The organism is Streptomyces sp. OfavH-34-F (genome assembly GCF_022347745.1).
Classification (GTDB): Bacteria; Actinomycetota; Actinomycetes; order Streptomycetales; family Streptomycetaceae; genus Streptomyces.
In genome coordinates, this window is the sequence record NZ_JAKRGC010000024.1 from 15,127 (window position 1) to 38,991 (window position 23,865).

A 23,865-nucleotide genomic window follows, 5' to 3' on the forward strand; every position below is an offset into this window, starting at 1 on the left:
TCCTGCCGAGAGATCCGAAGGAATGGGGGAGTGGAGACTTCGGTGCGCCCAGCCCGGGGCACACCGAGAGCAGGCCGGCCCCAGGACGCTAACCCATTGTGGACGAGGGCATCGGTGTATCTGCCATCGACCGCCTGGCGTCGTTCCCCGCGGTGCGCAGGGTGTGCCATTCGCGGGGGGAGACGCCGTATGCGGCGCGGAAGGCCCGGCTGAAGTGGGCAGGGCTGACGAAGCCCCACCGCTGGGCCACCGCAGACACGGTGGGGGCCGTCCCGCTACGGCGGGCCAGTTCACGACCACATTCCTCCAGGCGCCGCTTCTGGATGAACCGACCGACGGTGATCCCCTCACCCTCGAACAGCCGGTGCAGATACCGGATGGAGATCCGGTGCGTACGAGCGATGCTCTCCGGAGACAACTCCGGATCGCTCAGGTTCCGGCTGATGTGTTCGCGGATGCGCGACACCAGGTGACAGCGAGCCGTGTCCGTGTCCGGGGTGCCCGGAAGGGCCCTCTCGGCGAGCAAGGTGGCGAACAGGTCGACAACGTTGCCGGCCAGCCGGTCCGCGACGGTCGGCGGACAAGCGTCCGTAGAGGTGGCCAGGGTGGCGAGGAAAGGGAGGAGCGCCGCACCGAAACCATCCCGGGTGCTGATGGCGTGACCCGTGGCATGTCGGATGTCGCTGGTCGACACGCCCAGCACGTGCTGGGGCAGCTGGAAGATGTGCGTGGTGAACCGCTGCGGATAGTCGAAGGAGTACGGTCGGCTCCGGTCACACACCACGAGGTCGCCTACCCCCACCTCGGCCCTCCGGCCGTCCTGGACAAAGGTGGCGGTGCCCGATACCTGGACGCCGAACGCGACGAGGGCCTCGGACGAAGGGGCGGTCGGTGCCGGAGCGCGGCTGACCCGTTTCGCGTCGGCCTCCATGGTGGAGACCTGAAGGTACCCGAGGCGGTCGGTGACGATCCGGGCGTCGAAGGGGCCGCTGCCGCGCGGGATGACGGTCATCGGTCCCAGCATCCTGTTCACCGACTCGTTCCAGTAGGCGACCTTGTCTCCGTCCGGAACGGACCTGGTCGTCAGCACCAGGCTCACGTTGAACCTCTCTTCAGGGAAGTAGCTCAAGGGCTACAGGGACGGCTATTGCACCTTCTGGGAAGGCGGCGCCGTGCCCGGTGGTGTTGCTGCCCGGTGACGCCGACCAGGCCGACCCCGGAAGGATGAGGTCACTGCCCGCAAGAACAGCCAACCAAGGAGCAACTTCGGTCACCAGGCAGAACCACAGGCAGAAGTCGAGGAAGCGGAAGGGCCGATCAGCACGGCTGGCACCGGCGTGGCGAACGGAACCCCGGGAGGGGGACTACGCCTCTGCGGCGGCCTACCAAGTCGTTCATGACGCGGAACTGCGTCGCGCGGCAACGACCGCTGGCCCGCCGGGACGGACGCACCCATCTGGCGGCGCTGGTCCGATTCGTGATCCGCCAGTGCCACGAAAGAGCTGGTCATCGGCGTGGTGCCGCCTAAAACGACATGCGCTCCGCGCCCGGTCATGCTGGTATCGATCCCTATGAACGATTGGTTTCTCGACACAGCCGACCTGACGGACAGGATGGAGCGGAACCTGGCGGAACACGCCTGCCATCTGCACCGGAGCATGCCCGGCGCGACCGTCACGGAGACCGGTGACCTCCTGGTCGCGGACAGCGGCCTGGACGACGACACGTTCAACATCGTCGCCGCGGCCCGCTTCACCGCCGGCGACGCCGAGGCCCGCATCTCCGAGACCGTCGGGACGCTGGCCGGCACCGGCCGCGGCTTCTCCTGGTGGGTGGGACCTGCCTCGACACCGGCAGACCTCACCACCCGCCTGACGGCAGCCGGTCTGCCGGTGTCCGAGCGTGAGACGGCGATGTGGGCCCGCCTGGACGATATCCCGCCGACCCCAGCTGTCCCGGGTCTCGACATTCGAGCCGTGACCACGCCCGAGCAGCTGGCCGACTACGCCACGGTCCTCGCCGCGAACTGGAACCCACCCGCTGAAACCGTCCGCGACTTCTTCGCCCGGGCTGCCTCCCAGGCGCTGGCCACGACCTGCCCGGCCCGGTACCTGGTGGGCTACGTGGAGAACCGCCCGGTCTGCTCCGCCGAGGTGTTCCACCACGCCGGAGTCGCCGGCGTCTACAACATCTCCACCCTGGCCGCCCACCGCCGTCGCGGCTACGGCGGAGCCATCACGCTCGCGGCCCTTCACACCGCCCGCGACCGAGACCACGACATCGCGGTCCTGCAGGCATCACCCGACGGCGAACCGGTATACCGCCGCCTGGGATTCCGCGCCTGCGGCCAGTTCACCGAACACGCCATCAACACCTGACCTGCCACCGTCGAAGACCACGTACCCGTTCTTCCACACGGCTGCCCTCGATCCTGAAGGCCTGCTCGGCCAGGCATAGTGGGCCAAGACCCGCTACGGAATCGCCACCCAGACCCTGCCCAACGGATACTGCGGACTGCCCGTCCAGAAGACCTGCCCGTACGCCAAGGCCTGCCTGACCTGCCCGGTCTTCCTCACCGGACCCAAGTTCCTGCCCGAGTTCCGGGAAACAGCGCTGCCGCACATCCTCATCGCGGCTCGGTTTTGCACCCATCAGTAATCCAAGGAAGTCTTGGATTACTAGCCTAGTCGGGCATTCCGAGGGTGGCTAGCCTGATGCTATGACAGACACCGCGCAGACCTTCGCCAACCTCTGCTACTGCGGATGCCAGACAGTCATCGGCTACGGCCGCACCTTCGTAGCCGGCCACGACAAGATCGCCGAAGCCGCCTACCTCACCGTCCACCACAACGGCTCCGTCGCCGAACTCCTCGCCAGCCAGGGCTACGGACCCGGTAACCCTGTCACCGACGCAGCCGTCGCAACTGGCAAGTGGAAGAAGTGCGAGCACTGCGACTACAAGGGCACCCCCGAAAGCATCCGCAACCACATGGCCAAGGTTCAGAAGGCCGAGCACAACCAGCGGGAAACCCTGGAGAAGTCCCTCCGCGCGCTCGGAGGGACCTGGGATCCCAGCCGCGGAGTCCAGACCCTCCGCGACGCCGGATACCACCCCTCCGAGAAGTACATCCGCGAGGTGTATCGCCGCCTGGCGGACAGCGGTGTGCTGGAGCGGGTGGACGAGAACCGGGCCATCTACTTCGTCACCGAGCAGTGAGTACCTGAAGAGGGCAGTACGCCCGAGCACATGTGCACGGTCCTCGTTGACCGTGCACGAGTCCGCCTCATCCAAGAACCTCGAAGACCTGCACACGGCAGAAACAGCATCGCCCACGAGTAAGGACCGAACTCATGCCCGTCGTCTCCGCCCGCAACCCCAGACGCGCGCGCCTTGTCGTCACCCTCGTCGGCCTTGCCGTTGTCATCCTCGGCGGCATCCTCTGGCTTGTCGGCGACGAAAACGAGGTCACCGGTTCCAGCAGGATGGAGCTCAACTCCAGTGCCACGTGGGGTGAGGTCCTCGGATTCGCAAGCGACCAAGCCGACGAGTACGACGCCGCCAAGGAACTGCGTGACACCGGAGAGACGCAGATGTCGTGGGGTGTCGTCCTCGCCGTTCTGGGTGTGGCCGCGATCGGCTCGCGCTGGCTGATCTCTCCCACGCCTGCACCCGCGAAGCCCGCTGCGGTCATGCTGACGCCGGAGCAACAGCAGCAGGCGATCACCATGTACCTCGAAGCACAGCAGCGCGCCAGTGACGAGAAGTGAGGCCCACGATCACGTATCAGCCGCACATCGAGTCAATCCTGTGGGACTGCCCCAGCTGTGCCGTAGGCGACGACGCCTGCTCGAGTTGCCAGAGCACGGGCATCGACTCCGATTTCAAGCGGGACGCGATCGCGCTCGTCGATTCCTCGGCCAACCCGCCGGCTCTCGTTGTTTGAGAGCCACAGGCCCTGCTTCACGATCACGGTTCTGCCTCGCCACAGACCGTGATCGTCTCGCCGTGCCCGCGCAACACGCCCACTGCCCTTCCTTCCACCCACTGGGCGCCATCAGGTAGGCGCCGCCAGCGCGCATGTTCATGTTCCAGTCGGTGACGTCGAGCAGCTGTCCGTCCAGAGGGCCGGCGATGATTTTGCGGTAGGTGCGGCCGGGCTCGGGCCCGGTGTCCGTTGAACGTGAAGAGCAAGTAGCCGCTGGCTGGGCCTCATCGCTCTGCGAGATGATGAGGGTCCGGTCCCAGCCCCGCTGACCGCGCCACTTTTTCGGCCAATGTCAGAGGCATGAGCAAGGATCTTGGCCATGACTGCAACTGCTGCCGACTACGCATGGCTCAACGAGCGCTTCCCCGACCTCGCGGAGGCGTATTGCTTCACGCTCGTGCACAACCTGCCGCCGGAGGACGTCCTTGCCCGCCTCGAGGGCCAGAGCGAGCCTTCCCGGACCGGGGTGGTGGCAATAGTGGACGCCGCCTTTGGGCTACTTGACCGCTCGGACAACACCCGGCAGTTCATCGCCATGACCACTGTCGGGGACTGGACCCTGCTGATTGAGCCCGTCGGCTACATCGGCGTCACCGAAGAGAGAGCCCTGCCCGCATCTGCGGGCACCCGCTGGGTTTCGCACTTCGTCAACATCAACGGTCATGACTCGTTCCTCTGGGCCCAGGACACGGCCAGTCGTCTGACATTTGAGCCCGGACTGCCCGACCGCCGTTGGGGAACAACCCCTGACGAACTCCTAGAGGCCATGCATCACTGCGGCTTCCAGTTCTGGAACGAGACCTCCGAAACCGCAGAATGCGTGGCCGCAGAAGCAGCGTTCGCTCTCGCCGAGCACCTGACCGGTGTCCGCATCACACCCGAACTTCTCCAGAACACCTCATTCATCTGCGGCAGCGCGGAGATCCGGTAAGCCGGCGCCGTCCGACCCTTGCAGCATGATCTCTCGGCCGCGGTCGGCTGCCGAGTTGATGCAAGAGGCTCGGTCGGGGCATGGGCTGCAGCGGCTGTCGAGAAACGTTGCGAGATGCGGTCATGGTGTCAGTCTGTCCTTGCCCACCGACACTCAGCGCACGTTGCGTGGTGCCGCGGTCAGGAGGACACGGCCAAGGCAAGCGAGGCGACGGCGGTGGCGAAGAAGAAGCCGGGAAACACGAGATTGTGGAGCACGCGGGCGCGTAGATGGAAGGCGAGCGCCCCCAGGTAGAGCAGGCTGAGACCGCAGGCCGCAGCGACGCCGAGGGGGCGCAGTGCGGTGTCGAAGAGGCCGAGGAGGAGGCCCGCCGCACCTGCCAGCTTCAGGGCGGCCAGCCGGGGCAGCCAGATGCGGGGGACACCCACCTCCGCCGAGTTGGCCAGCACGAAGCGCGCCCCGGCGAGGTCAGCGGTGGCGATGCCGACGTTGATGGCGGCGGTGAACAGGGAGACGACGAGGAACGCGAGGTGGATACCGTTCATGCTTTCAGGATCTTCGGGCACTTGGGCACCGTCCAATACCTGCTTCTATAACCTGATGGCATGGATGTGGACACGCGCTTGCTCCGGTACTTCGCCGCAGTGGCGCAGGAGGGCAGCCTGACCGGGGCGGCGGAGCGGCTGTTTGTCTCGCAGCCTGCGCTGACCAAGCGAATCCGGCGTCTGGAGGACGATCTCGGGGTGCGGCTCTTCACGCGTTCGCGGTTGGGGATGGAGTTGACCGAGGCCGGCCGTGAGCTTGCCTCGCGGGTGCCCGTACTGCTGGACGGCTGGGAGGAGGCGGTGCAGGCGACCGGCCGGGCGGCGCGGGTGCTGCGCCTGGGCTTTTTGGACGCGGGTGCAGTGGGTGCCGTCTCTGATGCCATCACCGGGTTCCGCCGGGCGCGGCCTGAGTGGCGGGTGGAGCTGCGGCAGTTCGACTGGTCGGACCCGAGCGCCGGGCTGACCCGGGGTGAGGTGGATGCGGCGGTGGTGCGTCTGCCGTTCCCGGGGCAGGAGCGGTTGGCGGTACGGGAGTTGTTCGTCGAGGAGCGTGGGGTGCTGCTGCCGGCTGGGCATCCGCTGGCGAACAGTGGGACGGTGGAGTTCCGGGACCTGTGGGACGAGTCGTTTGTCGCGGCTGGAGACACGACCGGAGCCTGGAGGGAGCACTGGCTGGCGGTGGAAGATAGGGACGGGCGCCCCGTCCGGGTCGGCGCTGTTACCAGCCGTCCCGATGAGTGGCTCGGCGCGGTGGCTGCCGGCTGTGTGGCGCTGGCCCCTGTGTCGGCGGCCCGTTTCTACTCCCACCCGGACGTGGTGTTCCGTCCGGTCCGCGGGGTTTCGCCGAGCCGGGTGGGACTGGCCCGGCCGCGAAGGCGGACGCACGTGGCGGTGCTGGACGAGTTGCTGGAGGCCATTGCGCGGCGGCCGACCAGGATCTGACGCCGGCGCCGATGGACCTCCGGCGAGCTGACAGGCCGAATCGACACTGCCCCTAGCGGTGACAGTGTGGAACGGCTCGCGCGTGAAGACGCCCGCAGCAGGACCAGGCCGTGGGCGGTGAGGTGGTCGGCGAGCGCGGTGAGATCGGGAGCGTCACGCCCGAGCCGCTTCATTTCGTACACCGACAGGCGTGCAGTTCGACATCGTCGGCGTCCGACCGGTCGGTTGGGTAGTGCCGATGAGGTCCGTCATGGGCCCGGATTTCGCACAATGCAAGTCTCAGAAGGGGGTCCGTCCCGCTTTTGAGTGAGAACGGGTTCTGAGAGCGAATCCGGGATTGGTGGAGGTCCGGCGGCTCGTGCTTGATCTTGCTCGTGCAGAGGAACGTTTGTGAGAACGCTAGCCGCGCACCGCAGCCAGGCTCTGGTCGTACAGGTCAAGGATGTCGCCCTGCCCGTTGCTCTCAAGCCACGTCACAGTGGCGGCATCGAAGCACGCGAACGCCGTCGCGACGATAGCGCGGGTCTGCGCTCTGCCCGTCCTTGAGGGCGCCAGTCTCGCTTCGAGCAGCGGCAGCAGTTCCTCCTGGCAGCGCACGCGCTTGCCGAGATAGGCGGCGCGCAGCGAGTCGGTGTGGTGCACCAGGCGGAAACGCTCCAGCGCCTCCTCGCGGCTTGCATGGAGAGAGAGCGCGGCCTTGAACGAGGCGCGCAACGCGTCCCAGGCGCTGGCATCGGCGGGCTGGTTGTGGACGGTTTCCGTCATGAGGGTGACGAACCGCTCCTCGCTGCCGGCGACAAGGTCTTCCTTGGCGCCGAAGTAGCGGAAGAGGGTGCGCTGGGAGACGCCGGCCTCGCGGGCGATCTGCGCGATGGTCGTCTCGTCGTACCCCTGCTGTGTGAACAGGCGCAACGCGGTTTGCAGGATCTCCTGGACGGCCAGCTGTCGCGTCCGGTCCCACAGCGTGGACGTAGCCGCCCCTTTGCCTTCTGTTCCCTGCGTCATGCCGTCAGCCTAGCATGGCCTGCCATCTTGACATTTGCAGGCCACTTGGCAGTCACTGCCAGTCAGGCGTACGCTGCCCAAAAGCGGCCGGATGCTTGCACGACGCCTCGCCTCTCAGTTCCTGCCTACGGCGCTGGGGCTGAAGGCACCTCGCAATCAGCAAGGAGAACTACCGTGGCAGCAAAGACAGCACTCATCACCGGCGGAACCAGCGGGATCGGCAAGGCCACCGCAGAACTGCTCCACTCGCGCGGCTACCGCGTGATGGTCACCGGCCTCGGCGACCTCGAGAATGCAGGCCTTCCCGCAGACGTCACCGCCGTCGAGGCCAACATCGGCTCCCTGACCGACATCGACCAGGCCCTCGACCAAGCGCGCCGGCACCTGGGCTCCCTCGACCTGCTCTACCTCAACGCGGGCCTGCCCCGCCCCGGTCTCTCGATCGAGTCCACCGACGAAGCCACCTACGACGCCCTGTTCAACATCAACGTCAAGGGCAACTTCTTCGCCCTCCAAAAGGCGCTCCCCCTGCTGAACGAAGGCGCGTCCGTGGTGCTCACCGTGGGCGCCGCCGAGGGACTCGGCGCCGCCATGACCGCCGCCAAGGCAGCTCTGCTGCCCCTCGTGCGCTCACTGGCCATCGAACTCGCCCCCCGCCGCATCCGGGTCAACGCGGTCAGCCCCGGCATGGTCAACACCCCCGCGTACAGCAAGATGGGGATCTCCCCCGACACGGTCGCCTCTTGGGGCGAAGGCATTCCCCTCGGCCGGGTCGGAGCCCCCAGGGACGTTGCCGAAGCCGTCGCCTTCCTCGCATCCGACGCAGCCAGCTACATCACGGGCGACAACCTGCTCGTCTCCGGCGGCGTCGGCGTCCACGCCCGCGCCATGTAAAGGCGATGGGGCCGCAAGCGACCAGCGCCCTCGTAACTGCCAGCGGTGAGAAGGTAGCCGGTCGGGGTGACGGCCAGTGCAGACAAGCGGGATGACGGCTGTCCATGGTCGGGGCGTGGTGTGGCGGGGCCAGCTCAGAGCGCGATGAGACCTGCCGTCGTCGGTGAGTCCTCTTTGATGCGTCTGTGGCCGGCGGGCGTCAGCTCTACCCCTCGCGGAGGAGACAGCGGTGCGGCTCTCATTCCGAGGCTGGCTTCGCGGCCGGTCCTCAGGGAGGATGCCGGGGCGACGGCATGCCAAGACGATAGTGCACATGCTGACCACGCAACTCGACACGAGCCTTCCCTCCCCGCCCCGTTGGGCCGTCCGTGCAGCCCACGCCGCCGCGCTGGTGACTCTGCCGTCCGGGATCTGGCGCCTGCTGTTGGCAGCCGGTTTCACCGCCGGCTACACCGAGGCCGGGTACGAGGCGATGGACTTCACCGGCTGGGGCGCGGTGTACGTGGTCGGGCTCACCGTGGGCGGAGAGCTGCTCGCGCTGCTCACGCTCGGGCTGGTCCGGCCCTGGGGTGAGGTGCTGCCGCGGTGGGTTCCCTTCCTCGGCGGGCGTCGGCCGGACCCGCGTGCGGTGACCGTTGCGGCGAGCCTCGGCGCCGGGGTGCTGACGCTGGTCCTTACCCAGTTTGCCTTCTGGTGGGCCTTCCCCCATCCGGACATGACCCCTCTCGGCAGCACCATCGCCGGAATCCTTTACCTGCCGCTGGTCGCCTGGGGGCCACTTCTTGCTGCTGTTACCTTCGCCCATCACCGTCGGCATCGAGCCGCAGGACTCTGACCGGCCCGATATCCCGGCTCTGGTTTCGGCCCAGGTTGCACGGCGAACTCTGTACGTTCACGTGTACGCGGCTGTGCAGACTGGCTTGTATTCCGGCACCAACTGATGGTTTCAGAACGAGTTCGAATGACACGACCAGCACAGAGGGTCCTCGCAGGTCATGCAACACTCGACGCGTGACAACGCCCGAAGAACCGCCCAAAGCAAGCCTGCCCAGCGGCGGTTCGTATGCCTGTCCCTGCTGCAAGCTCTCCACGCTGGAAGCCCGCGGACAATTCCAGATCTGTGACGAGTGCAGCTGGGAAGACGATGGCCAGGACGACCCGAACGCTGACGAGGTCTGGGGCGGCCCCAACGGGCCGGATAGCCTGACCGACGCACGTCGTCGCTACGCGCAGTACGTTGCCACAACGAGGGCAACTGATCCGAGATCGGCAGCCAATGGCGGCCCAGGCAGGTGGCGTTCACGCCCGAACCGTCGTCGACGCTGACTGATCGTTTCAGGATGACGTGCGGAGCCGTCGGAGGCAGATGATGCTGCAGGCGAGTTCCAGGAGGCTCTGGTGGAGGTCGGCGCGGCGTTCGTAGCGGATCCGCAGTCGTTTGAACTGGTGGAGCCACGCGAAGGTGCGCTCGACGACCCAGCGGGTCTTGCCCAAGCCGGGGCCGTAAGAGACGCCCGCCGTGCGATGAGTGGCTTGATGCCGGGCCACCACAGCAGCCGGCGGTACTTGTCGTAGTCGTAGCCGCGGTCGGCGAAGAGTCGCGTGGGTTTGCTGCGCGGACGTCCCCGCAGTCCCCGTATCCGGGGGATCGCGTCCAGCAGCGGGATCAGTTGGCGGACGTCATGCCGATTCCCACCGGTCACGGACACGGCCGGCGGGGTTCCACGGCGGTCGACGATCAGGTGATGCTTGGAGCCGGGGCGGGCTCGATCGACCGGCGACGGCCCGACGTGATCCCCCTCGAGGGCCCTGACATGAGAGCCGTCGATCGCGCAGTCGTCCATCTCCAACAAGCCGATCTTGCACAGTTCGACGAGGAGTTCCGTGTGCAGCCGGGGCCAGACCCCGGCTTCGGTCCAGTCCCGCAGGCGGCGCCAGGCGGTCACGCCCGAGCAGCCAACCACGCTGGCGGGCACATACCGCCAGGCCACACCCTTGCGCAGCACGTAGACAATGCCCGCCAGGGCAACCCGGTCAGGCACCCGAAGCCGGCCCGGGTGCCGGGGCCTTCGAGCGGGCTGCGGCGGCAACAGAGGGGCTATGCGCTCCCACAGGTCATCAGGGACAAGATCATCGGACACCCCGCAGACCCTGCCCAGGAAGATCATCGGCTGTCAGCCGACACGCCGATCTCATTCTGAAACGATCAGTTAAGGGGGTGCGCTGCGAGCCACTCGTGCGGGTGAGAAGCCGTGTCGCCGCACCAGGGTGCTCCGCCTGGCCGGAACACTGGCCAGGTCAGAGGCCCACGCATCGAAGGATCCCACCATGGCGGAAGAACTGTATGCGACGTTGAAGACCAACAAGGGTGACATCGAGATCCGGCTGCTGCCGAACCACGCCCCCAAGACTGTCAAGAACTTCGTCGAACTCGCCAAGGGCGAGCGGCAGTGGATCGACCCGAACACGGGTGAGCCGAGCAACGCACCGCTGTATGAAGGCACGGTCTTCCACAGAGTCATCCAGGGCTTCATGATCCAGGGCGGCGACCCTTTGGGCAACGGGACCGGCGGCCCCGGCTACAAGTTCGGCGACGAGATCCACCCGGACCTGGCCTTCACCAAGCCCTACCTGCTGGCCATGGCCAACTCCGGGCCCGGCACCAACGGCTCCCAGTTCTTCATCACCGTCGGACCAACCACATGGCTCAATGGCAAACACACCATCTTCGGTGAGGTCACCGACGCCGCCAGCCAGAGAGCCGTCGACGCCATCGCCGACGTCGAGACCGCCCGCAATGACCGCCCCGTCGAGGACATCGTGATCGAGAAGGTCGTCATCGATACCCACTGACACCCAACCAACGATGGGGCTCGCTTGTCGAAGCCGGCAGCCGAAGGTGCCGTCGCGACGCCCGGGGGCAAGGCGGTGGCGCACATGGTGGTCCCGACCTTGCCCCGCCCGGGGGCTGAGGGATAGGAAACGGGAAACAGCGCAGGTGCCCCAGAGGGCGACAGCGTGGAGCCGGTGATAACTGTCGTGCTTTCGACGCCGCTGATGACAAGCAGTGTGCCGATCTGGTGACAACCACCGTGCCTCACCATCCCGACATTGCAGGCCAATGCCCCCCGACGGTGACAACTGCCAGGCTTCGGCACAACCGAAACGGGCCGGGCTCGCTCGCGTGTCCGCGGGGGGTCGGATGTTCAGGCACGCGTACCGCGTCCAACGCCGTCCCGACGCCACCGGTTACGGCTCGCGGAAGCCGTACTCGAAGCCCTTGAGGACGGGGTCCAGTTCGGCGGCCGCACCACACAGCGAGCACAGCCGGACACCCGGCTGCTGCGCCACGTCCAGTGCCCGCCCCACCGTCAGCACCGGCGCCCCGGCCGGGGCCTCGTCGCAGTCGAGGGCGTGCATGACACCGCCCCGGCCGGGGCCGCGCCCGTAACCGCGCCACCGCGCCCGTCGCCCCGCTCATCCCCGGTACGCCCCTTCCACGTCACCGCACTTAGCCGTCACCGCGCCTCGCCGTCACGGCACTTCGCCGTCCGCGAGCGGGCTCACGCTATCGGCAAACCGGCACGCAACCGCCAACTCACCCGAAAGCGGGGCCTGTAGGACGGAGGAGCGGTCGAGCGGGCATAGTGGGTGGCGATTCGCGAGGCGCACAATCGGGGGAAGTCCGGCAGATGGCATCACGGCGTGACGAACTCCAGGCCCACACCTTCGCGAAGAAGCGGATGGTCGCCGCCTTTCTGCGCCCCTCGGCCGCCGGCACCGACGAGGCAGCGCCCCGCCCGCTGCGCGCCGTCGTGCCGAGCCTGGTGGCGGGCGCGCTGCTGCTGGCCGGATTCGGCGCCTGGGGCGTCTTCGACCCCCAGGTCCCGGCCGGCTGGAGCGCCGCCGGCGCGCACGTCATCGTCGGCAGCGCGTCCACCACCCGTTACGTCGTCCTGGAGACCAGGGGCGTCAAGCGCCTGCACCCGGTGCTCAACTTCGCCTCGGCGCGCCTGCTGCTGGACCCGGACCGCTCCTCGGTGATGCAGGTCCCCGAAGCCGTACTCGACGGCGGCACGCTCCGGCGCGGCCCGGTGCTCGGCATCCCGTACGCCCCCGACCGGCTGCCCGACGCCGCCGAGGCGGGGCGCCGCAAGCTGTGGGCGGTCTGCCAGCAGCCGGGGCCCGGCTCCGGGCACACCGTGCGGCAGGCCGTCCTCCTGCTCGCCGACCGGGAGGCCGGCAAGGTCGGCGGCACGGGGCGGCTGCACGACGGACAGGCGCTCTACGTCCGGGCGGACGGCGCCGACGGCACCCGCTACCTGGTCGGACCGGACGGTACGCGGCACGCCGTCGGGACCAGCGGCGGCGACCGCCCCCCGGCCCGCGACGAGGTGCTGCGCCGCGCCCTGTTCGGCGACGGTGCCCAGCCCCAGCGGGTCACCGGCGACTGGCTGCGCACCCTGCGCCCCGGCACCGCCATCGGCTTCCCGAAGCTGCCCGGCACGGTCGGCGACCCGGCCGGAGTGGACGGCCTCGACCCCCGCCTGAACAAGGTGGGCACGGTCCTGAAGGCCGTCGCCGGGACCGGGATGCAGCACTACGTCGTCCTGCCCGGCGAGGTGGCACCGGTCTCCGCCCTCGTCGCCCGGCTGCTCCTGACGAGCCCGGAGGCCGAGGTGCTGGGCCAGCGGGCGAGGGCCGTGGAGGTGGCCCCGCAGTCGTTCACCCCCTCACCGCAGGAGTTCTACGGATCGAAGGGCTGGCCGCAGGACATCCCCGTCCAGGCCAACGACACGGCCGCCCGGACGGGCACCGTCTGCAACGTGCTGCACGGCGTCGACGCCGAAGGCGCCGCCGAGCTGACGACCTGGGCCGGGCCGCGCTACCCGGTGAGCTCCCTGGACGGGGCGACCAGCGCGTACGTCACCCCGGGCAGCGGGGTCCTGTACCGGCAGTTCAGCGGTGCGTCGCCCACCACCGGTTCACTCTTCCTGGTGACGGACACGGGACTGCGGTACGCCGTGCGGGCCAACAACGACGGCGGGGCCGCGCCCTCGGAGACCGGCGACCACGGGGGTGGTGCGGGTGCTGAGGTGAACCAGGCGCAGATCAGGCTCGGTTACCGCGACGTCGAGCCGGTCCCGGTGCCGGAGACCTGGTCGAACCTGCTGCCCCGGGGGCCCCGCCTGGACACCAACGGCGCACGTCAGCCGCAGAGTTCGTGAGGGCGGGAACGCGGTGGGGCCGGGGCGTCGGTGAGCGCGGGCACGAGGGGTACGAGATGAGCGGGCGCGGCGTCATCCGCCTCCCGGTGCGTCCGGCGGCCGCCGCCGTGTTGCTGGCGTTCGCGGCGGGCGGCGGGCTGCCGGTCCTGGCCGCCGTACCGGCGGCGGCCGTGGACACCGTGCCGCGCACGGGCGCCGAGGGCAGCGGGGCGTGCACCTTTCCGATGCCGAGGCAGATCCGGGGCCGCCCCTGGTCGCTCCAGCGGCTGGTGTTCGACCAGCTCTGGCAGGACACCCGGGGCAAAGGCGTCAGGGTCGCCGTCATCGACACCGGGGTGGACACCGCCAACCCGCAGCTGCGGACCGCCGTGGACCGCGCCGCCGGCCTCGACCTGCTCCCGGCGCCGCGACCGGACGGCGGCGCCACCACCGACCCCGTCGGCCACGGCACGAAGGTCGCCGGGATCATCGCGGCCCGCCCCCGCGAAGGCACCGGGTTCGTCGGCCTCGCCCCCGAGGCGACGATCATCCCCGTCCGGCAGAACGACGACCGGGGCACCGGCACCGCAGCGACCCTGGCCACGGCCATCCGCCACGCCATCGTCGAAGACGCCCGGGTCATCAACATCTCCCAGGACACGGCACGGCCCATGCGCGCCGACTCCGACCTGGCGCGCGCGGTGCGCGAGGCGCTGGAGCACGACATCGTGGTGGTCGCGTCGGCGGGCAACGACGGGCTCGTCGCCCGGACCGGGAAGACCTACCCGGCGGCGTACCCGGGCGTGCTGGCGGTGGCCGCGTCGGACCGCAACGACGAACGGGCGCCGTTCTCGCGGGCCGGTGACTTCATCGGCGTCGCGGCACCGGGCGTGGACATGGTGTCCACCGTCCCCGGCGGCGGCCAATGCGTGGACAACGGCACCAGCTTCGCCGCGCCGTACGTGGCCGGGGTGGCCGCGCTGCTCCGGGCCGCGCATCCGCGCTGGACGCAGCGCCAGGTGGTGACGCGGATCGAACGGACCGCCTCGCGCGCGGTGAACGGCCGGGACGACTTCGTCGGCTGGGGCGTGGTGGACCCGGTGCGCGCGCTCAGTGACACCGACCACCCGGCGGGCGCGGCCGCCCCGGACCGGGCGGTCCCGGACGGGCCGGTCGCGCCCGAACCGGTGCCGCTGCGGCTGGGGGAGACCCCGCACGAGCGCACGACCCGGCTCGCGACCTACGTCCTGGCCGCGACGGGCGCGCTCGGCGCGGTGATCGCGGGCGTCGGGGCGCTGACCCGTACGCGGGAGGAGGAGCGCCCGGAGTTCGATGGCTGAACGTATTGGAATGGTAGCTCTGTGTAGTTAAGCTGGCCTGTGACCGCACGATTCGCTCCCGGGGGAAGGCACGTCATGGGAGACAGGCTCAAGCTCTCGTCCGACCAGATCGACCGGCTCGTCATCGAGCTGGGCCATATGCACGACACCCTCGAAGCCAGGATCACCCGGCTCAACGGGGTCATCGACGCGGTGGAAGGCCACTGGAAGGGCGTCGCCGCCAACGCGTACAACGGCCTCCAGACGCAGGTGAACCTCGACGTGCGCAACCTGAAGGAACTGCTGGCCTTCACGAAGGAGGCGGTGCGGATGAGCCGCGACGGCTTCGACGCCGAAGAGGTCGAGCGCCTCAACAGCTTCAAGGGCCTGGCGGGCGCCGACCACACGGGAAGCAACGGCATCCTGGACCGCTTCCACGTCTCGTAGCCGTAGCCGTAGCCGTAGCCGTAGCCGTAGCCGCGCCCGCCCCGTTCCCGTACCCGTACAGCACCTGCGCTCAGGAGACAGACCGTTCCCATGGAGATCACGTACTCCGGCGTCATCGACGCGGCCCACCAGGTCCGGACGACCGCCGACGCCATCAAGACCCAGCTCGACGAGCTGAACGCCAAGGTCAGGGCCGTCGTCGCCACCTGGGACGGTGAGACCCAGCGGGCCTTCTACGACCGCCACAGCGGCTGGGACCTCAAGGTGACCCACATGCACGGGACGCTGGTGACGATTGCGAACAAGCTCGTGGAGGCGACGGAGGGCTACGCGGCGAACGACCTCGCCCAGTCCCGGCGCTTCCACGCCTGATCAGGGGCCCACACGGGGGAGGCCGGCATGGGATCACCACTTCCGGGCGACGCACCGCCGCACGACCCGTCCCGTCCGGGCGGACGCCCGGGTGCGCCGGACCTGGCCGCGTCGGGGGAGTCGCTCAAGCACTTCAAGACGCGCGTGGACCGGCTCCTCACGACCCTCGACGCCTCACCGGCCGCCCATGGCCGCCTCGGTGAACAGCGGCTCGGAACCGCCGCGTACGGCACCGACTTCGCGGAGGCGATGATGCTGTCGCTCACCTACAAGGTCGTGCACCTGCGCCTGACCCAGCTCTCCAGGACGCTCGGCGAACAGCTGGAGGCGATGGGCCTCACCGTCGCCCTCGCGGACCGGGGCTACGAGAACGTGGATCAGGAGTACGCCGATCGCCTGCACGCGATCCAGAAGCGCGTCGCGGCCGGCTACCGGAGGCCACCTGCACCGCCGGCAACCGGACCGGCCCTGGGCGAGGGCACGTCCAGCGGCCCCGAGGGCTTCTAGCGTGGGCGCCCGGGGCAGGCTGCCGGCGCTCGACGCCAGTTACGACACGACCGACTTCGAGCACATGCCGTACGAGGACATGCTCCGCATGATCCACGGGGTGGACCCGGCCGCGATCATGGACCGGGGCACGGCCCTGGTCGACGCGCAGGCGGAGCTGGAGAAGATCGGCACCGAACTCCGGCAACACGTCAGCCGCACCGCCTGGCACGGCAAGGGCGGCGACGCCTTCCACGAGTGGGGCGACGAGTTCGCCAAGGAGACGCTCAAACTGGCCGACTACGCGGGCGCGGCCGGCACCTCGCTCCAAACAGCCGGCCAGGCCCTCAGCGAGGTCACGGCAGCGATGCGCGCCCACCCGGAGGCGAGGGCGGCGTGCCAAGCGGACCCGGACAAGGAGAAGGCCCGGCTGGAGGCGGTGGAAAAGGCCCGGAACGAGGCAATCCCCCAGATGAACAAGCTCGCCTCGTACTACTTGATGGCACGACGGACGCTGGCTGAACAGGAAGAACCAAACTTCCGCCCGCTGCCGGCGGAGGTGATGCCGCGGGGCGGGTGGGATACCTGGATGACCCCGTACGCCTCATCCGAGCGATCTCCGACCGCGCACTCGGTCTCCCACGCGCGTAGCGGGCGCACCGGGGTGCCTCTCGAGGGTTACTCGCCGCCCCTTGCCAGCGCCTCCACATACCCACCACAGCAAGTGCCTGTGGTGCTCGAAGCCCCGAACGCCGCAGGCACGCACCTCGACGCAGCGACCCTGCCGGAAGCCCCGGGCATTGCGACGCATTTGATCTCGGGCGGCCCTGCGCCGCAGGCGTTGGTGGATGCTGGCGGACAAACTCCGATTCCACTCACCGTCTCTTCGTCACAGCCGAGGCCAACAGCGCTGGGTGGTGGGGCAACACGGCGCGCGGTTCCGACGGGCCCAGTGAGTAAGGGGGCTGGCGAGAACATCCGGCCACCCGGGACAGCGCGGATTGATCCGGGCATCCATGGCGGGACACCGACCCGGCCCGTGATCGGCCACGGAATGATGGGCAGCCACGGCATCGGAGGCGTCGGCTCGCCGATGGGACGCGGCACCACGGGCGTTTCGCAGCGCCTGACCACCAGGCCCGGCGGTACGGTGCGGACGCCCCGCGCAGCGGGAGCGGGGCGGGAGTTCACGCCAGGTGGCAGCGGTCTCGTGCAGGCAGCTACGGGCACAGGCCCTCAGCGGCGTACGCAAGGGGACGGCGCAATCCCGGGCTACCTCACCGAGGACGAGGAGATCTGGTCCCGGGGTGATGGCGGGGTGGTCCCGCCCGTAATCGGCTAGGCACACGGGTGGATGGCATGAGGAAAGCGGTCGAGCGACGGAAGAAGGGGCCGGTCTCAGCGCTCGTCACCCTGCTCCTCATTGGTGGCGCTGTCGCACCGGCTGCGACGGCGCAGACCCTGCGTGAGCGCGCGTGGTACCTGGACCGGATGCAGGCGCCCGAGATGTGGAAGGTCAGCACGGGTGAAGGAGTCACCGTCGCTTTACTCGACACGGGGGTGATTCCCACCGTGCCTGAGTTGACGGGAAAGGTACTCCAGGGCAGGAACTTCGTGGAGCCCGAGCGGGGAGCGCACCAGGACAAGGACGGCCACGGCACGGGGATGGCGATGCTCATCGCGGGGAGCGGGGTGAACGGCCAGGGCGTGCAGGGCCTTGCTCCCGATGCCCGCATCCTCCCATTGACCGTCTTCGGGTCGTCTAAGGAAGCTGGCACGAACAGCGTTTCTGCGGTGATCAAAGCCCTGCGGTACGCCACCGGAAGCGATGCCCAGATCATCAGTATGTCGCTGGGCTTCGAGGACTACGTGCTCAAGGACGATGAGCGAGAACAGATGCAGAAAGCCGTCGATTACGCCGTTCAGCGGGGGAAGTTGCTGCTGGCGGCCACCGGGAACTCCGGAGAGTCCGGGAACGAACTCGGATACCCCGCAGCGACCCCCGGCGTCGCAGGCATCGCGTCCGTGGACGAGGCCGGGACCGTCGCCCCGTACTCGGTCTCCGGCCCCCAGGTGGCGCTGGCCGCGCCGGGTGAGGACATCCCGGTCCGCTGCGGCGGAGGCATGGCCGGTTACTGCGACAGCGGTGGCACCAGCCAAGCCACCGCCCTCGCGTCCGCGTCCGCCGCCCTCATCTGGTCCATGCACCCCGACTGGACCGGCAACCAGGTGTTGCGGGTCCTGATGAACACCGCCGCCAGGCCCACCGAGGGTGCGGTGCCCAGTCGCTACATCGGGTACGGCACGGTTCGTCCCCGCATCGCCGTCCTCGGTGATCCCGGCGACCCCGGGCCCGCCGACGTGAACCCCCTCGTCGCAGCACGCGCGCCCCGCGCGACCGCGTCCGCGCCCGGCGGCACCGCGACCCCTGCGGCGCAGCCGGTCGTGGCGGACCGCAGTCCGGCCTCCGTCGCCCGGGGCGTCTGGACGGCCGCCGGGGTCGCCCTCGCCGCAGTCGTCGTGGCCGTCGCCGTGGGCGCATCGCGGCGCCGCCGGGGCCTGTCGCCCGAATCCTCACCCCACTCCGGGCCGAGGCAGACGCCAAGGGCCTGATCGCCCGGGACGCGACGGGCGTGCCCCGCCGGCGTTGCCTACGGCTCGTACAAGGGCAGGAAGTGGATGACCGCTTCCTCGTAGGGGTGGGCAGCGCGGACGGCCTGCTGGACGGCGCTCGCCTGATCCGCGTCACAGACCGATTCGATCCGGCACTCTTCGCTGTGCTGAACAACGCCCACCTCGCCGTCGTACGGCTGCGCGCCAGGCAGGGCCTGCCAGTTGCCGGTGACCTTCCAGATGCTGGAACACCGTGCGTACTCGCCCACCCGTCCCGCACCGGCCGCGTGGAGAGCCTCGATCACCGCCTCCGCATGACTCTCGGGAACAGATATCTCGATCTTCAGCCGCGTCATGCCCGGACCTTAACAACCCGCGCGACCAGCACTTTCGCAGCAGGCCCTAGTCCGGGTCCGGCGCCAGCCACCCCGTCTGGATCAGGGTCGGCGTGCCCCGGCGGGGGACGAAGACGCCGCGGCCCGGAGGCAGGGGGCGGGCCTTCACGTTGCCGAGGAGCTCGCCCTCGTTGGGGTGGCCGGAGAGGACGACGCCCTGGGCGCCCAGCTCCTTGAAGCGCTGGACGAACGGTTCGTACGCGGAGCGTCCGGCGCCCGCGCTGCTGCGGGCGATGATGAAGTTGACGCCGGTGTCCCGGGCGAACGGCAGGTTGTCCACGAGCTGGGCCAGCGGGTTGCCGGAGGATGTGGCGACCAGGTCGTAGTCGTCCACGACGACGAAGGCGCGCGGGCCGCGCCACCAGCTGCGGGTCCGCAGCTGCTGCGGGGTGACGTCCGGGCCGGGGACGCGGCTGCCGATGAGGGTGTTGATGTCGCCGAGGTACGAGTCGAGGGCGTGCTGGGTCGTGGCGTAGCCGACCAGGTACGGCTCCGGCACGCATTCCAGCAGGCCGCGCCGGTAGTCGCCGACGCAGATCAGGGCTTCGGCGGGGGTGTAGCGGGCGGTGATCTGCCGGACGAGCAGGCGCAGCAGTGCCGTCTTCCCCGACTCCGGCTCGCCGAAGACCGCGAACAGCGGGTCCGTGTCGAAGTCCACGCGCACCGGGGCGAGGTCCATCTCGCCGATGCCGATCGCGATCCCACCGCCCCCACCACCCCCAGCGCCTCCACCGCCGCCACCGGTCGGCAGGTCGCGGGCGGCCAGCGTCCTGGGCAGTATCCGGACCCCGGGGGCGGGCGGTCCCGGCCAGGCGTCGGTGACGGAGCGGACGAACGCGGCGGTGGCGTCGGACAGGTCGTCGCCGCCCCCGCCCGCCGAGTCGTCGGTGCGGGGCAGGGCGCTCAGGAAGTGCAGCCCGTCCGCGGTGAGTCCGCGCCCCGGTGCGGAGACCGGGACGTTCCTCGCGGCCCTGCGGTCCAGTTCGGAGTCGGCCGGGTCACCGAGGCGCAGTTCCAGGCGGTTGAGCAGCTGGTCCTTGAGCGCGGCGCGCATCTCCAGGGAGCGGGAGACGGTGGCGACGAGGTGGACGCCGAGGCCCAGGCCGCGGGCGGCGATGTCGGCGACGACGGGCTCCAGGAACTCGTGGTCCGTCCGGAAGGACTGCCAGCCGTCGATGAGCAGGAAGACGTCGCCCCACGGCTCGTCCGGCAGCCGGCCTGCCGCGCGCAGTCGGCGGTAGGTGGTGATGGAGTCGATGCCCCGGTCCCGGAAGAGCGCCTCGCGCCGGTTGAGGACGCCGGCGACCTCGGCGACCGTGCGGCGGACCCGCTCCGGGTCGAGCCGGGAGGCGACGCCCCCGACGTGCGGCAGGCCCTCGACGGCGGCCATGCCCCCGCCGCCGAAGTCCAGCCCGTAGAACTGGACTTCGTACGGGGTGTGGGTGAGGGCGAAGGCACCGACGAGGGCACGCAGGAGGGTGGACTTCCCGGAGCGCGGGCCGCCCACGACCAGCATGTGCCCGGCGGCGCCGGAGAAGTCGCGGACGAGGGGGTCGCGGCGCTGCTCGAACGGCTTGTCCACCAGGCCGAACGGCACCACGAGCCCTCCGTTGCCCGGGTGGCCGGGCGCGTGCAGGCCGCGCGCGGGCGTCACCGAGAGCGCGGGCAGCAGCCGGTCGAGCGAGGGGGCCGCGGTGAGCGGTGGCAGCCACACCCGGTGGGCGCGGGGGCCCTGGCCCTCCAGCCGGTCCGCGATGACGTCCAGGACGGTGTCCCCAGGCGCGTCCGGTGTCGCCGGTACGGGTGGTACGAACGGGGCGTCCGGCCCGGGCTCCGGGTGGTGCACCGGGACCGGGGCGGCGGTGAACAGGACGGGGCGCCGGTCGATGGCGGGCCCCCCGTCGCCCGGGGCCGGCGCGGCACCCGGCCGGCAGGCGCCCGACACGTACGCGGCCTTGAACCGGGCCATCCCCTCGGTGCCGTACTTCAGGAACCCGGAACCGGGTACCGACGGCAGGTGGTAGGCGTCGGGCACGCCCAGGGCGGTGCGGGACTCGGCGGCGGAGAAGGTCCGCAGCCCGATCCGGTACGAGAGGTAGGTGTCCAGGCCGCGCAGGCGGCCCTCCTCCAGGCGCTGCGAGGCCAGCAGCAGGTGCACGCCCAGGGAGCGGCCGATGCGGCCGATCTGGATGAACATGTCGATGAAGTCGGGCTTGGCGGTGAGGAGTTCGCTGAACTCGTCGATCACCAGGACGAGTGAGGCGAGCGGCTCCAGCGGGGCGCCGGCGGCGCGCGCCCGCTCGTAGTCGGTGAGGTGGGCGTAGTGGCCGGCCGCCCGCAGCAGCTCCTGGCGGCGCTGGAGTTCCCCGGTGAGGGAGTCCCGCATGCGGTCCACCAGGGTCAGGTCGTCGGCCAGGTTGGTGATGACCGCGGCGACGTGCGGGAGCCGGGACATCCCGGCGAAGGTGGCGCCGCCCTTGAAGTCGGCCAGGACGAAGTTGAGGGTTTCCGGGGAGTGGGTGACCGCCAGGCCGAGGACCAGGGTGCGCAGCAGCTCGGACTTGCCGGAGCCGGTCGCGCCGACGCACAGACCGTGCGGGCCCATGCCGCCCTGCGCGGCCTCCTTGAGGTCGAGCAGGACCGGGGAGCCGTCCTCGCCGACCCCGATCGGCACCCGGAGCCGGTCCGCCGCCGGGCGGGGCCGCCACACCGTGTCCGGGTCCACCGCCGCGGGGTCGCCGATGCCCAGCAGCTCGGTGAAGTCCAGCCCGGCGAGGAGGGGTTCGTCGTCGTCCCCGTCGCCGCCGGGCCGGAGCGGGGCGAGCCGGCGGGCCAGCGCCTCCGCCGACTCGACGGCCAGCAGGTCGGGCGTGCCGAGGTAGACCGCGTCGGCCGACTCCACCCGCAGCCGGTCCGGCCGCACCGCGAGGTGCAGCCCGCCGCGCGGCTCCGCCAGGTCCCGTGGCACCAGCTCCAGGACGGTGACCCCCTGGAGCCCTTCCGCCGAGGCGAACGGCGAGTCCCGTGGCACGGCCGCGCCGTCCAGGACGACGACCACGTGCGGTCGGTCCAGGAGCGGGGCGGCTTCGCGGTGGAAGCGGGGGCGGCCGTCCAGGGTGCTGTGGAGCAGCGCCGCCACCTCGGCCGGGTCGTCGGCGAACAGCCGCTTGGTGCCGGCCCCGTCCGTCGTGCCGGGGACCTGGGTGTGCGGCAGCCACTTCGTCCAGTCCCAGTGGTCCGCCGCGTCCGGCGCCGCGACCACCGCGACCGTCAGGTCCTCGGGGGAGTGCAGCGCGGCGAGTGCGGCCACCATCGCGCGGGCCAGGCCGCGTACCGCCTCCGGGTCGCCCGAGACCACCAGGTGGTAGAAGGCGCGCAGGGACACCGCCATGGGGAGCCCGTCCACCGAGCCGTGGACGGCCAGGAAGCGGTGCAGGGCGCCGGCCGCCAGCGGTTCCAGCTCCTCCACCGGTGCCGTCGTCGGCGCGACGAGCGGCGTCCACAGCTGCTGCGGGCCCAGCCCGACGCGCACCTGCCCGAAGTCGTCGTCGGAGATCCGGCGCTCCCACAGCCGCCGCCCCTCGGCGACCAGGCACCACAGCTGGCCGGGGTCCGGGTGGAGGTGGAACCGGGCGTCGCGCTGGGCGGCGGCGGTGCGGCGCACCGTGCGCCGGATCCGGGCCAGGTAGGTGAGGTAGTCCCGGCGGCCCTGCGCCGCCTGGCCGTGGGTGCCCCGGCGGTGGCGCACCACCTGCGCCACGGCCATCGCACAGGTGGACAGCAGCATGACCACGCCCATGACCTTCGTGAACGGATGTGCGCCCGGCATGAAGAAGAACACCACCGACGAGCCCATGCCGAGCATCGGCAGGAGCTGCATGGCCATGCCCTCCTGCTGCCCGCGCGGCAGTTCCGGCGGGGGCGCCAGCCGCAGTTCGGCCGTGTCGGGCGCGGGCGGCATGGTGCGCGGCGGGCGCTTGACGACGATGTGGGTCACTGGTGCCTCAGTCCCTGGGCCGGTCCTCCCTGGCAGCGGCCCGGCTCCGCGCGCCGACCGTGATCGGGGGGCGGAACGGCCCGGATACGCTAACGACCTGCGGCGGTACGGGGTTTCTCCCCGGCGCGGCCGGAACCGCAGAGGTGTGGAGCAGCGAACCAGGAGGCTGTGCGGGTGAGTTCGACCGTGACCACCGCGGGTTTCTGCCGCGTCACGGTCGTGGCGCCGGACGGCCGCGTCGATGTCGCCCTGCCGGACGACGTCCCCGTCGCCGACCTCCTGCCGGAGATCCTGCGGCTGACCGGCCAGGAGGCGCCGCCGGGCGCCCCACCCGGCTACCACCTGACCCGCCGCGACCACACCGTCGTGGACGCCGCCCGCACGCTGGGCGGACAGCGCGTCCTGGACGGCGACGTGCTGCGGCTCCGCCCGTTCACCGAGTCGCTGCCGCCGGCCGTCTTCGACGACGTCGCCGACGCGGTCGCCTCCGCCGTCCGCCGCGACCGCGCCCTGTGGCACGACGGGCTCCTGGGCTCGGCCGGACTCCTCGGCGGGGCGCTGTTCTTCGTCCTCACCGGCCTCGTGCTGTGGTGCGCCGACCCGGTCCGGCACGACACGCACGGGCTGCCGGGGATCGTCGCCGCCGTCGTGGGCGGCCTGCTCGCCGTGTGCGCGGGCGTCCGCGACCGGCACCACGGACACGAACGCCGGCAGCACATCGCGCCG

At 70.3% G+C, this 23,865-nt stretch carries 24 protein-coding genes; 17 read left to right on the plus strand and 7 right to left on the minus strand.

Features of this window, described 5'->3' with window-relative positions; genetic code table 11:
- Nucleotides 1-88 precede the first annotated feature (88 nt).
- Nucleotides 89-1,129, minus strand: a complete 1,041-nt coding sequence (locus MHW47_RS07100; RefSeq protein ID WP_239221771.1) for a helix-turn-helix domain-containing protein — start codon at nt 1,127-1,129, stop codon at nt 89-91.
- 484 nt (nt 1,130-1,613) lie between these two features.
- Here MHW47_RS07100 and MHW47_RS07105 point away from each other — a divergent pair, with 484 nt between their 5' ends.
- The 4 genes from MHW47_RS07105 (at nt 1,614) to MHW47_RS07120 (ending at nt 4,917) form a co-directional block, all read left to right on the plus strand.
- Nucleotides 1,614-2,378 (plus strand): GNAT family N-acetyltransferase, encoded by a 765-nt coding sequence (locus MHW47_RS07105; RefSeq protein ID WP_239221792.1) that lies wholly within the window; start codon nt 1,614-1,616, stop codon nt 2,376-2,378.
- A gap of 341 nt (nt 2,379-2,719) precedes the next feature.
- Complete coding sequence (locus MHW47_RS07110; RefSeq protein ID WP_239221772.1) at nt 2,720-3,217, plus strand: hypothetical protein; 498 nt, start codon at nt 2,720-2,722, stop codon at nt 3,215-3,217.
- Between the two features lie 134 nt (nt 3,218-3,351).
- Complete coding sequence (locus MHW47_RS07115) at nt 3,352-3,768, plus strand: hypothetical protein (RefSeq protein ID WP_239221773.1); 417 nt, start codon at nt 3,352-3,354, stop codon at nt 3,766-3,768.
- A 537-nt stretch (nt 3,769-4,305) separates the two neighbouring features.
- Nucleotides 4,306-4,917: a DUF6461 domain-containing protein gene (locus tag MHW47_RS07120; RefSeq protein ID WP_239221774.1), complete on the plus strand. Its 612-nt coding sequence runs from the start codon at nt 4,306-4,308 to the stop codon at nt 4,915-4,917.
- A gap of 179 nt (nt 4,918-5,096) precedes the next feature.
- On the opposite strand, the gene MHW47_RS07125 is transcribed toward MHW47_RS07120, so the two are convergent.
- Nucleotides 5,097-5,462 (minus strand): DoxX family protein, encoded by a 366-nt coding sequence (locus MHW47_RS07125; protein ID WP_239221775.1) that lies wholly within the window; start codon nt 5,460-5,462, stop codon nt 5,097-5,099.
- A 60-nt stretch (nt 5,463-5,522) separates the two neighbouring features.
- Between MHW47_RS07125 and MHW47_RS07130 the strand changes: the two genes are divergently transcribed.
- On the plus strand, nt 5,523-6,404 hold the full coding sequence (locus MHW47_RS07130) for a LysR family transcriptional regulator (protein ID WP_239221776.1): 882 nt from the start codon (nt 5,523-5,525) through the stop codon (nt 6,402-6,404).
- 399 nt (nt 6,405-6,803) lie between these two features.
- On the opposite strand, the gene MHW47_RS07135 is transcribed toward MHW47_RS07130, so the two are convergent.
- Nucleotides 6,804-7,409, minus strand: a complete 606-nt coding sequence (locus tag MHW47_RS07135) for a TetR/AcrR family transcriptional regulator (RefSeq protein ID WP_239221777.1) — start codon at nt 7,407-7,409, stop codon at nt 6,804-6,806.
- Between the two features lie 174 nt (nt 7,410-7,583).
- Between MHW47_RS07135 and MHW47_RS07140 the strand changes: the two genes are divergently transcribed.
- The 3 genes from MHW47_RS07140 (at nt 7,584) to MHW47_RS07150 (ending at nt 9,629) form a co-directional block, all read left to right on the plus strand.
- Nucleotides 7,584-8,303, plus strand: coding sequence for an SDR family oxidoreductase (locus MHW47_RS07140; RefSeq protein WP_239221778.1), 720 nt, complete (start codon nt 7,584-7,586; stop codon nt 8,301-8,303).
- 313 nt (nt 8,304-8,616) lie between these two features.
- The gene (locus MHW47_RS07145) at nt 8,617-9,138 is read left to right on the plus strand and encodes a hypothetical protein (protein WP_239221779.1); all 522 of its coding nucleotides are present in this window, start codon (nt 8,617-8,619) and stop codon (nt 9,136-9,138) included.
- Between the two features lie 176 nt (nt 9,139-9,314).
- Nucleotides 9,315-9,629: a CPCC family cysteine-rich protein gene (locus MHW47_RS07150; protein WP_239221780.1), complete on the plus strand. Its 315-nt coding sequence runs from the start codon at nt 9,315-9,317 to the stop codon at nt 9,627-9,629.
- 9 nt (nt 9,630-9,638) lie between these two features.
- Here MHW47_RS07150 and MHW47_RS07155 read toward each other — a convergent pair.
- Nucleotides 9,639-10,471, minus strand: a protein-coding gene (locus MHW47_RS07155; protein WP_275448946.1) for an IS5 family transposase whose coding sequence is annotated in 2 segments (ribosomal slippage) — nt 9,639-9,820 and nt 9,820-10,471 — 834 coding nt in all. Because the reading frame shifts where the segments join, the coding sequence is not laid out codon by codon here.
- Nucleotides 10,472-10,631: 160 nt separating this feature from the next.
- On the opposite strand from MHW47_RS07155, the gene MHW47_RS07160 reads away from it, so the two are divergent.
- Nucleotides 10,632-11,156 carry a peptidylprolyl isomerase gene (locus MHW47_RS07160; protein ID WP_239221781.1) on the plus strand — a complete coding sequence of 175 codons (525 nt, stop codon included), beginning with the start codon at nt 10,632-10,634 and terminating at the stop codon, nt 11,154-11,156.
- Nucleotides 11,157-11,552: 396 nt separating this feature from the next.
- Here MHW47_RS07160 and MHW47_RS07165 read toward each other — a convergent pair whose 3' ends face one another.
- Nucleotides 11,553-11,723, minus strand: coding sequence for a DUF6233 domain-containing protein (locus MHW47_RS07165; RefSeq protein WP_374230059.1), 171 nt, complete (start codon nt 11,721-11,723; stop codon nt 11,553-11,555).
- Nucleotides 11,724-11,995: 272 nt separating this feature from the next.
- Here MHW47_RS07165 and eccB point away from each other — a divergent pair, with 272 nt between their 5' ends.
- From eccB to MHW47_RS07200, 7 genes are all read left to right on the plus strand, one after another.
- Nucleotides 11,996-13,531, plus strand: a complete 1,536-nt coding sequence (gene eccB / locus MHW47_RS07170) for a type VII secretion protein EccB (protein ID WP_239221782.1) — start codon at nt 11,996-11,998, stop codon at nt 13,529-13,531.
- 56 nt (nt 13,532-13,587) lie between these two features.
- Nucleotides 13,588-14,850 carry a type VII secretion-associated serine protease mycosin gene (gene mycP, locus MHW47_RS07175; RefSeq protein ID WP_239221783.1) on the plus strand — a complete coding sequence of 421 codons (1,263 nt, stop codon included), beginning with the start codon at nt 13,588-13,590 and terminating at the stop codon, nt 14,848-14,850.
- Between the two features lie 75 nt (nt 14,851-14,925).
- On the plus strand, nt 14,926-15,276 hold the full coding sequence (locus MHW47_RS07180; protein WP_239221784.1) for a WXG100 family type VII secretion target: 351 nt from the start codon (nt 14,926-14,928) through the stop codon (nt 15,274-15,276).
- A 90-nt stretch (nt 15,277-15,366) separates the two neighbouring features.
- Nucleotides 15,367-15,648 (plus strand): WXG100 family type VII secretion target, encoded by a 282-nt coding sequence (locus tag MHW47_RS07185; RefSeq protein ID WP_239221785.1) that lies wholly within the window; start codon nt 15,367-15,369, stop codon nt 15,646-15,648.
- A gap of 27 nt (nt 15,649-15,675) precedes the next feature.
- Nucleotides 15,676-16,155: a hypothetical protein gene (locus MHW47_RS07190; protein WP_239221786.1), complete on the plus strand. Its 480-nt coding sequence runs from the start codon at nt 15,676-15,678 to the stop codon at nt 16,153-16,155.
- A gap of 1 nt (nt 16,156) precedes the next feature.
- On the plus strand, nt 16,157-17,476 hold the full coding sequence (locus tag MHW47_RS07195; protein ID WP_239221787.1) for a WXG100 family type VII secretion target: 1,320 nt from the start codon (nt 16,157-16,159) through the stop codon (nt 17,474-17,476).
- A 17-nt stretch (nt 17,477-17,493) separates the two neighbouring features.
- Nucleotides 17,494-18,747 (plus strand): S8 family serine peptidase, encoded by a 1,254-nt coding sequence (locus tag MHW47_RS07200; RefSeq protein WP_275448947.1) that lies wholly within the window; start codon nt 17,494-17,496, stop codon nt 18,745-18,747.
- Nucleotides 18,748-18,785: 38 nt separating this feature from the next.
- On the opposite strand, the gene MHW47_RS07205 is transcribed toward MHW47_RS07200, so the two are convergent.
- The gene (locus MHW47_RS07205) at nt 18,786-19,103 is read right to left on the minus strand and encodes a hypothetical protein (RefSeq protein ID WP_239221789.1); all 318 of its coding nucleotides are present in this window, start codon (nt 19,101-19,103) and stop codon (nt 18,786-18,788) included.
- 46 nt (nt 19,104-19,149) lie between these two features.
- A complete protein-coding gene (gene eccCa, locus MHW47_RS07210) occupies nt 19,150-23,139 on the minus strand; it encodes a type VII secretion protein EccCa (protein WP_239221790.1) in 3,990 nt (1,329 codons plus the stop codon).
- A gap of 174 nt (nt 23,140-23,313) precedes the next feature.
- On the opposite strand from eccCa, the gene MHW47_RS07215 reads away from it, so the two are divergent.
- On the plus strand, nt 23,314-23,865 hold a 552-nt coding region (locus MHW47_RS07215), incomplete at its 3' end, for an EsaB/YukD family protein (RefSeq protein WP_308381525.1).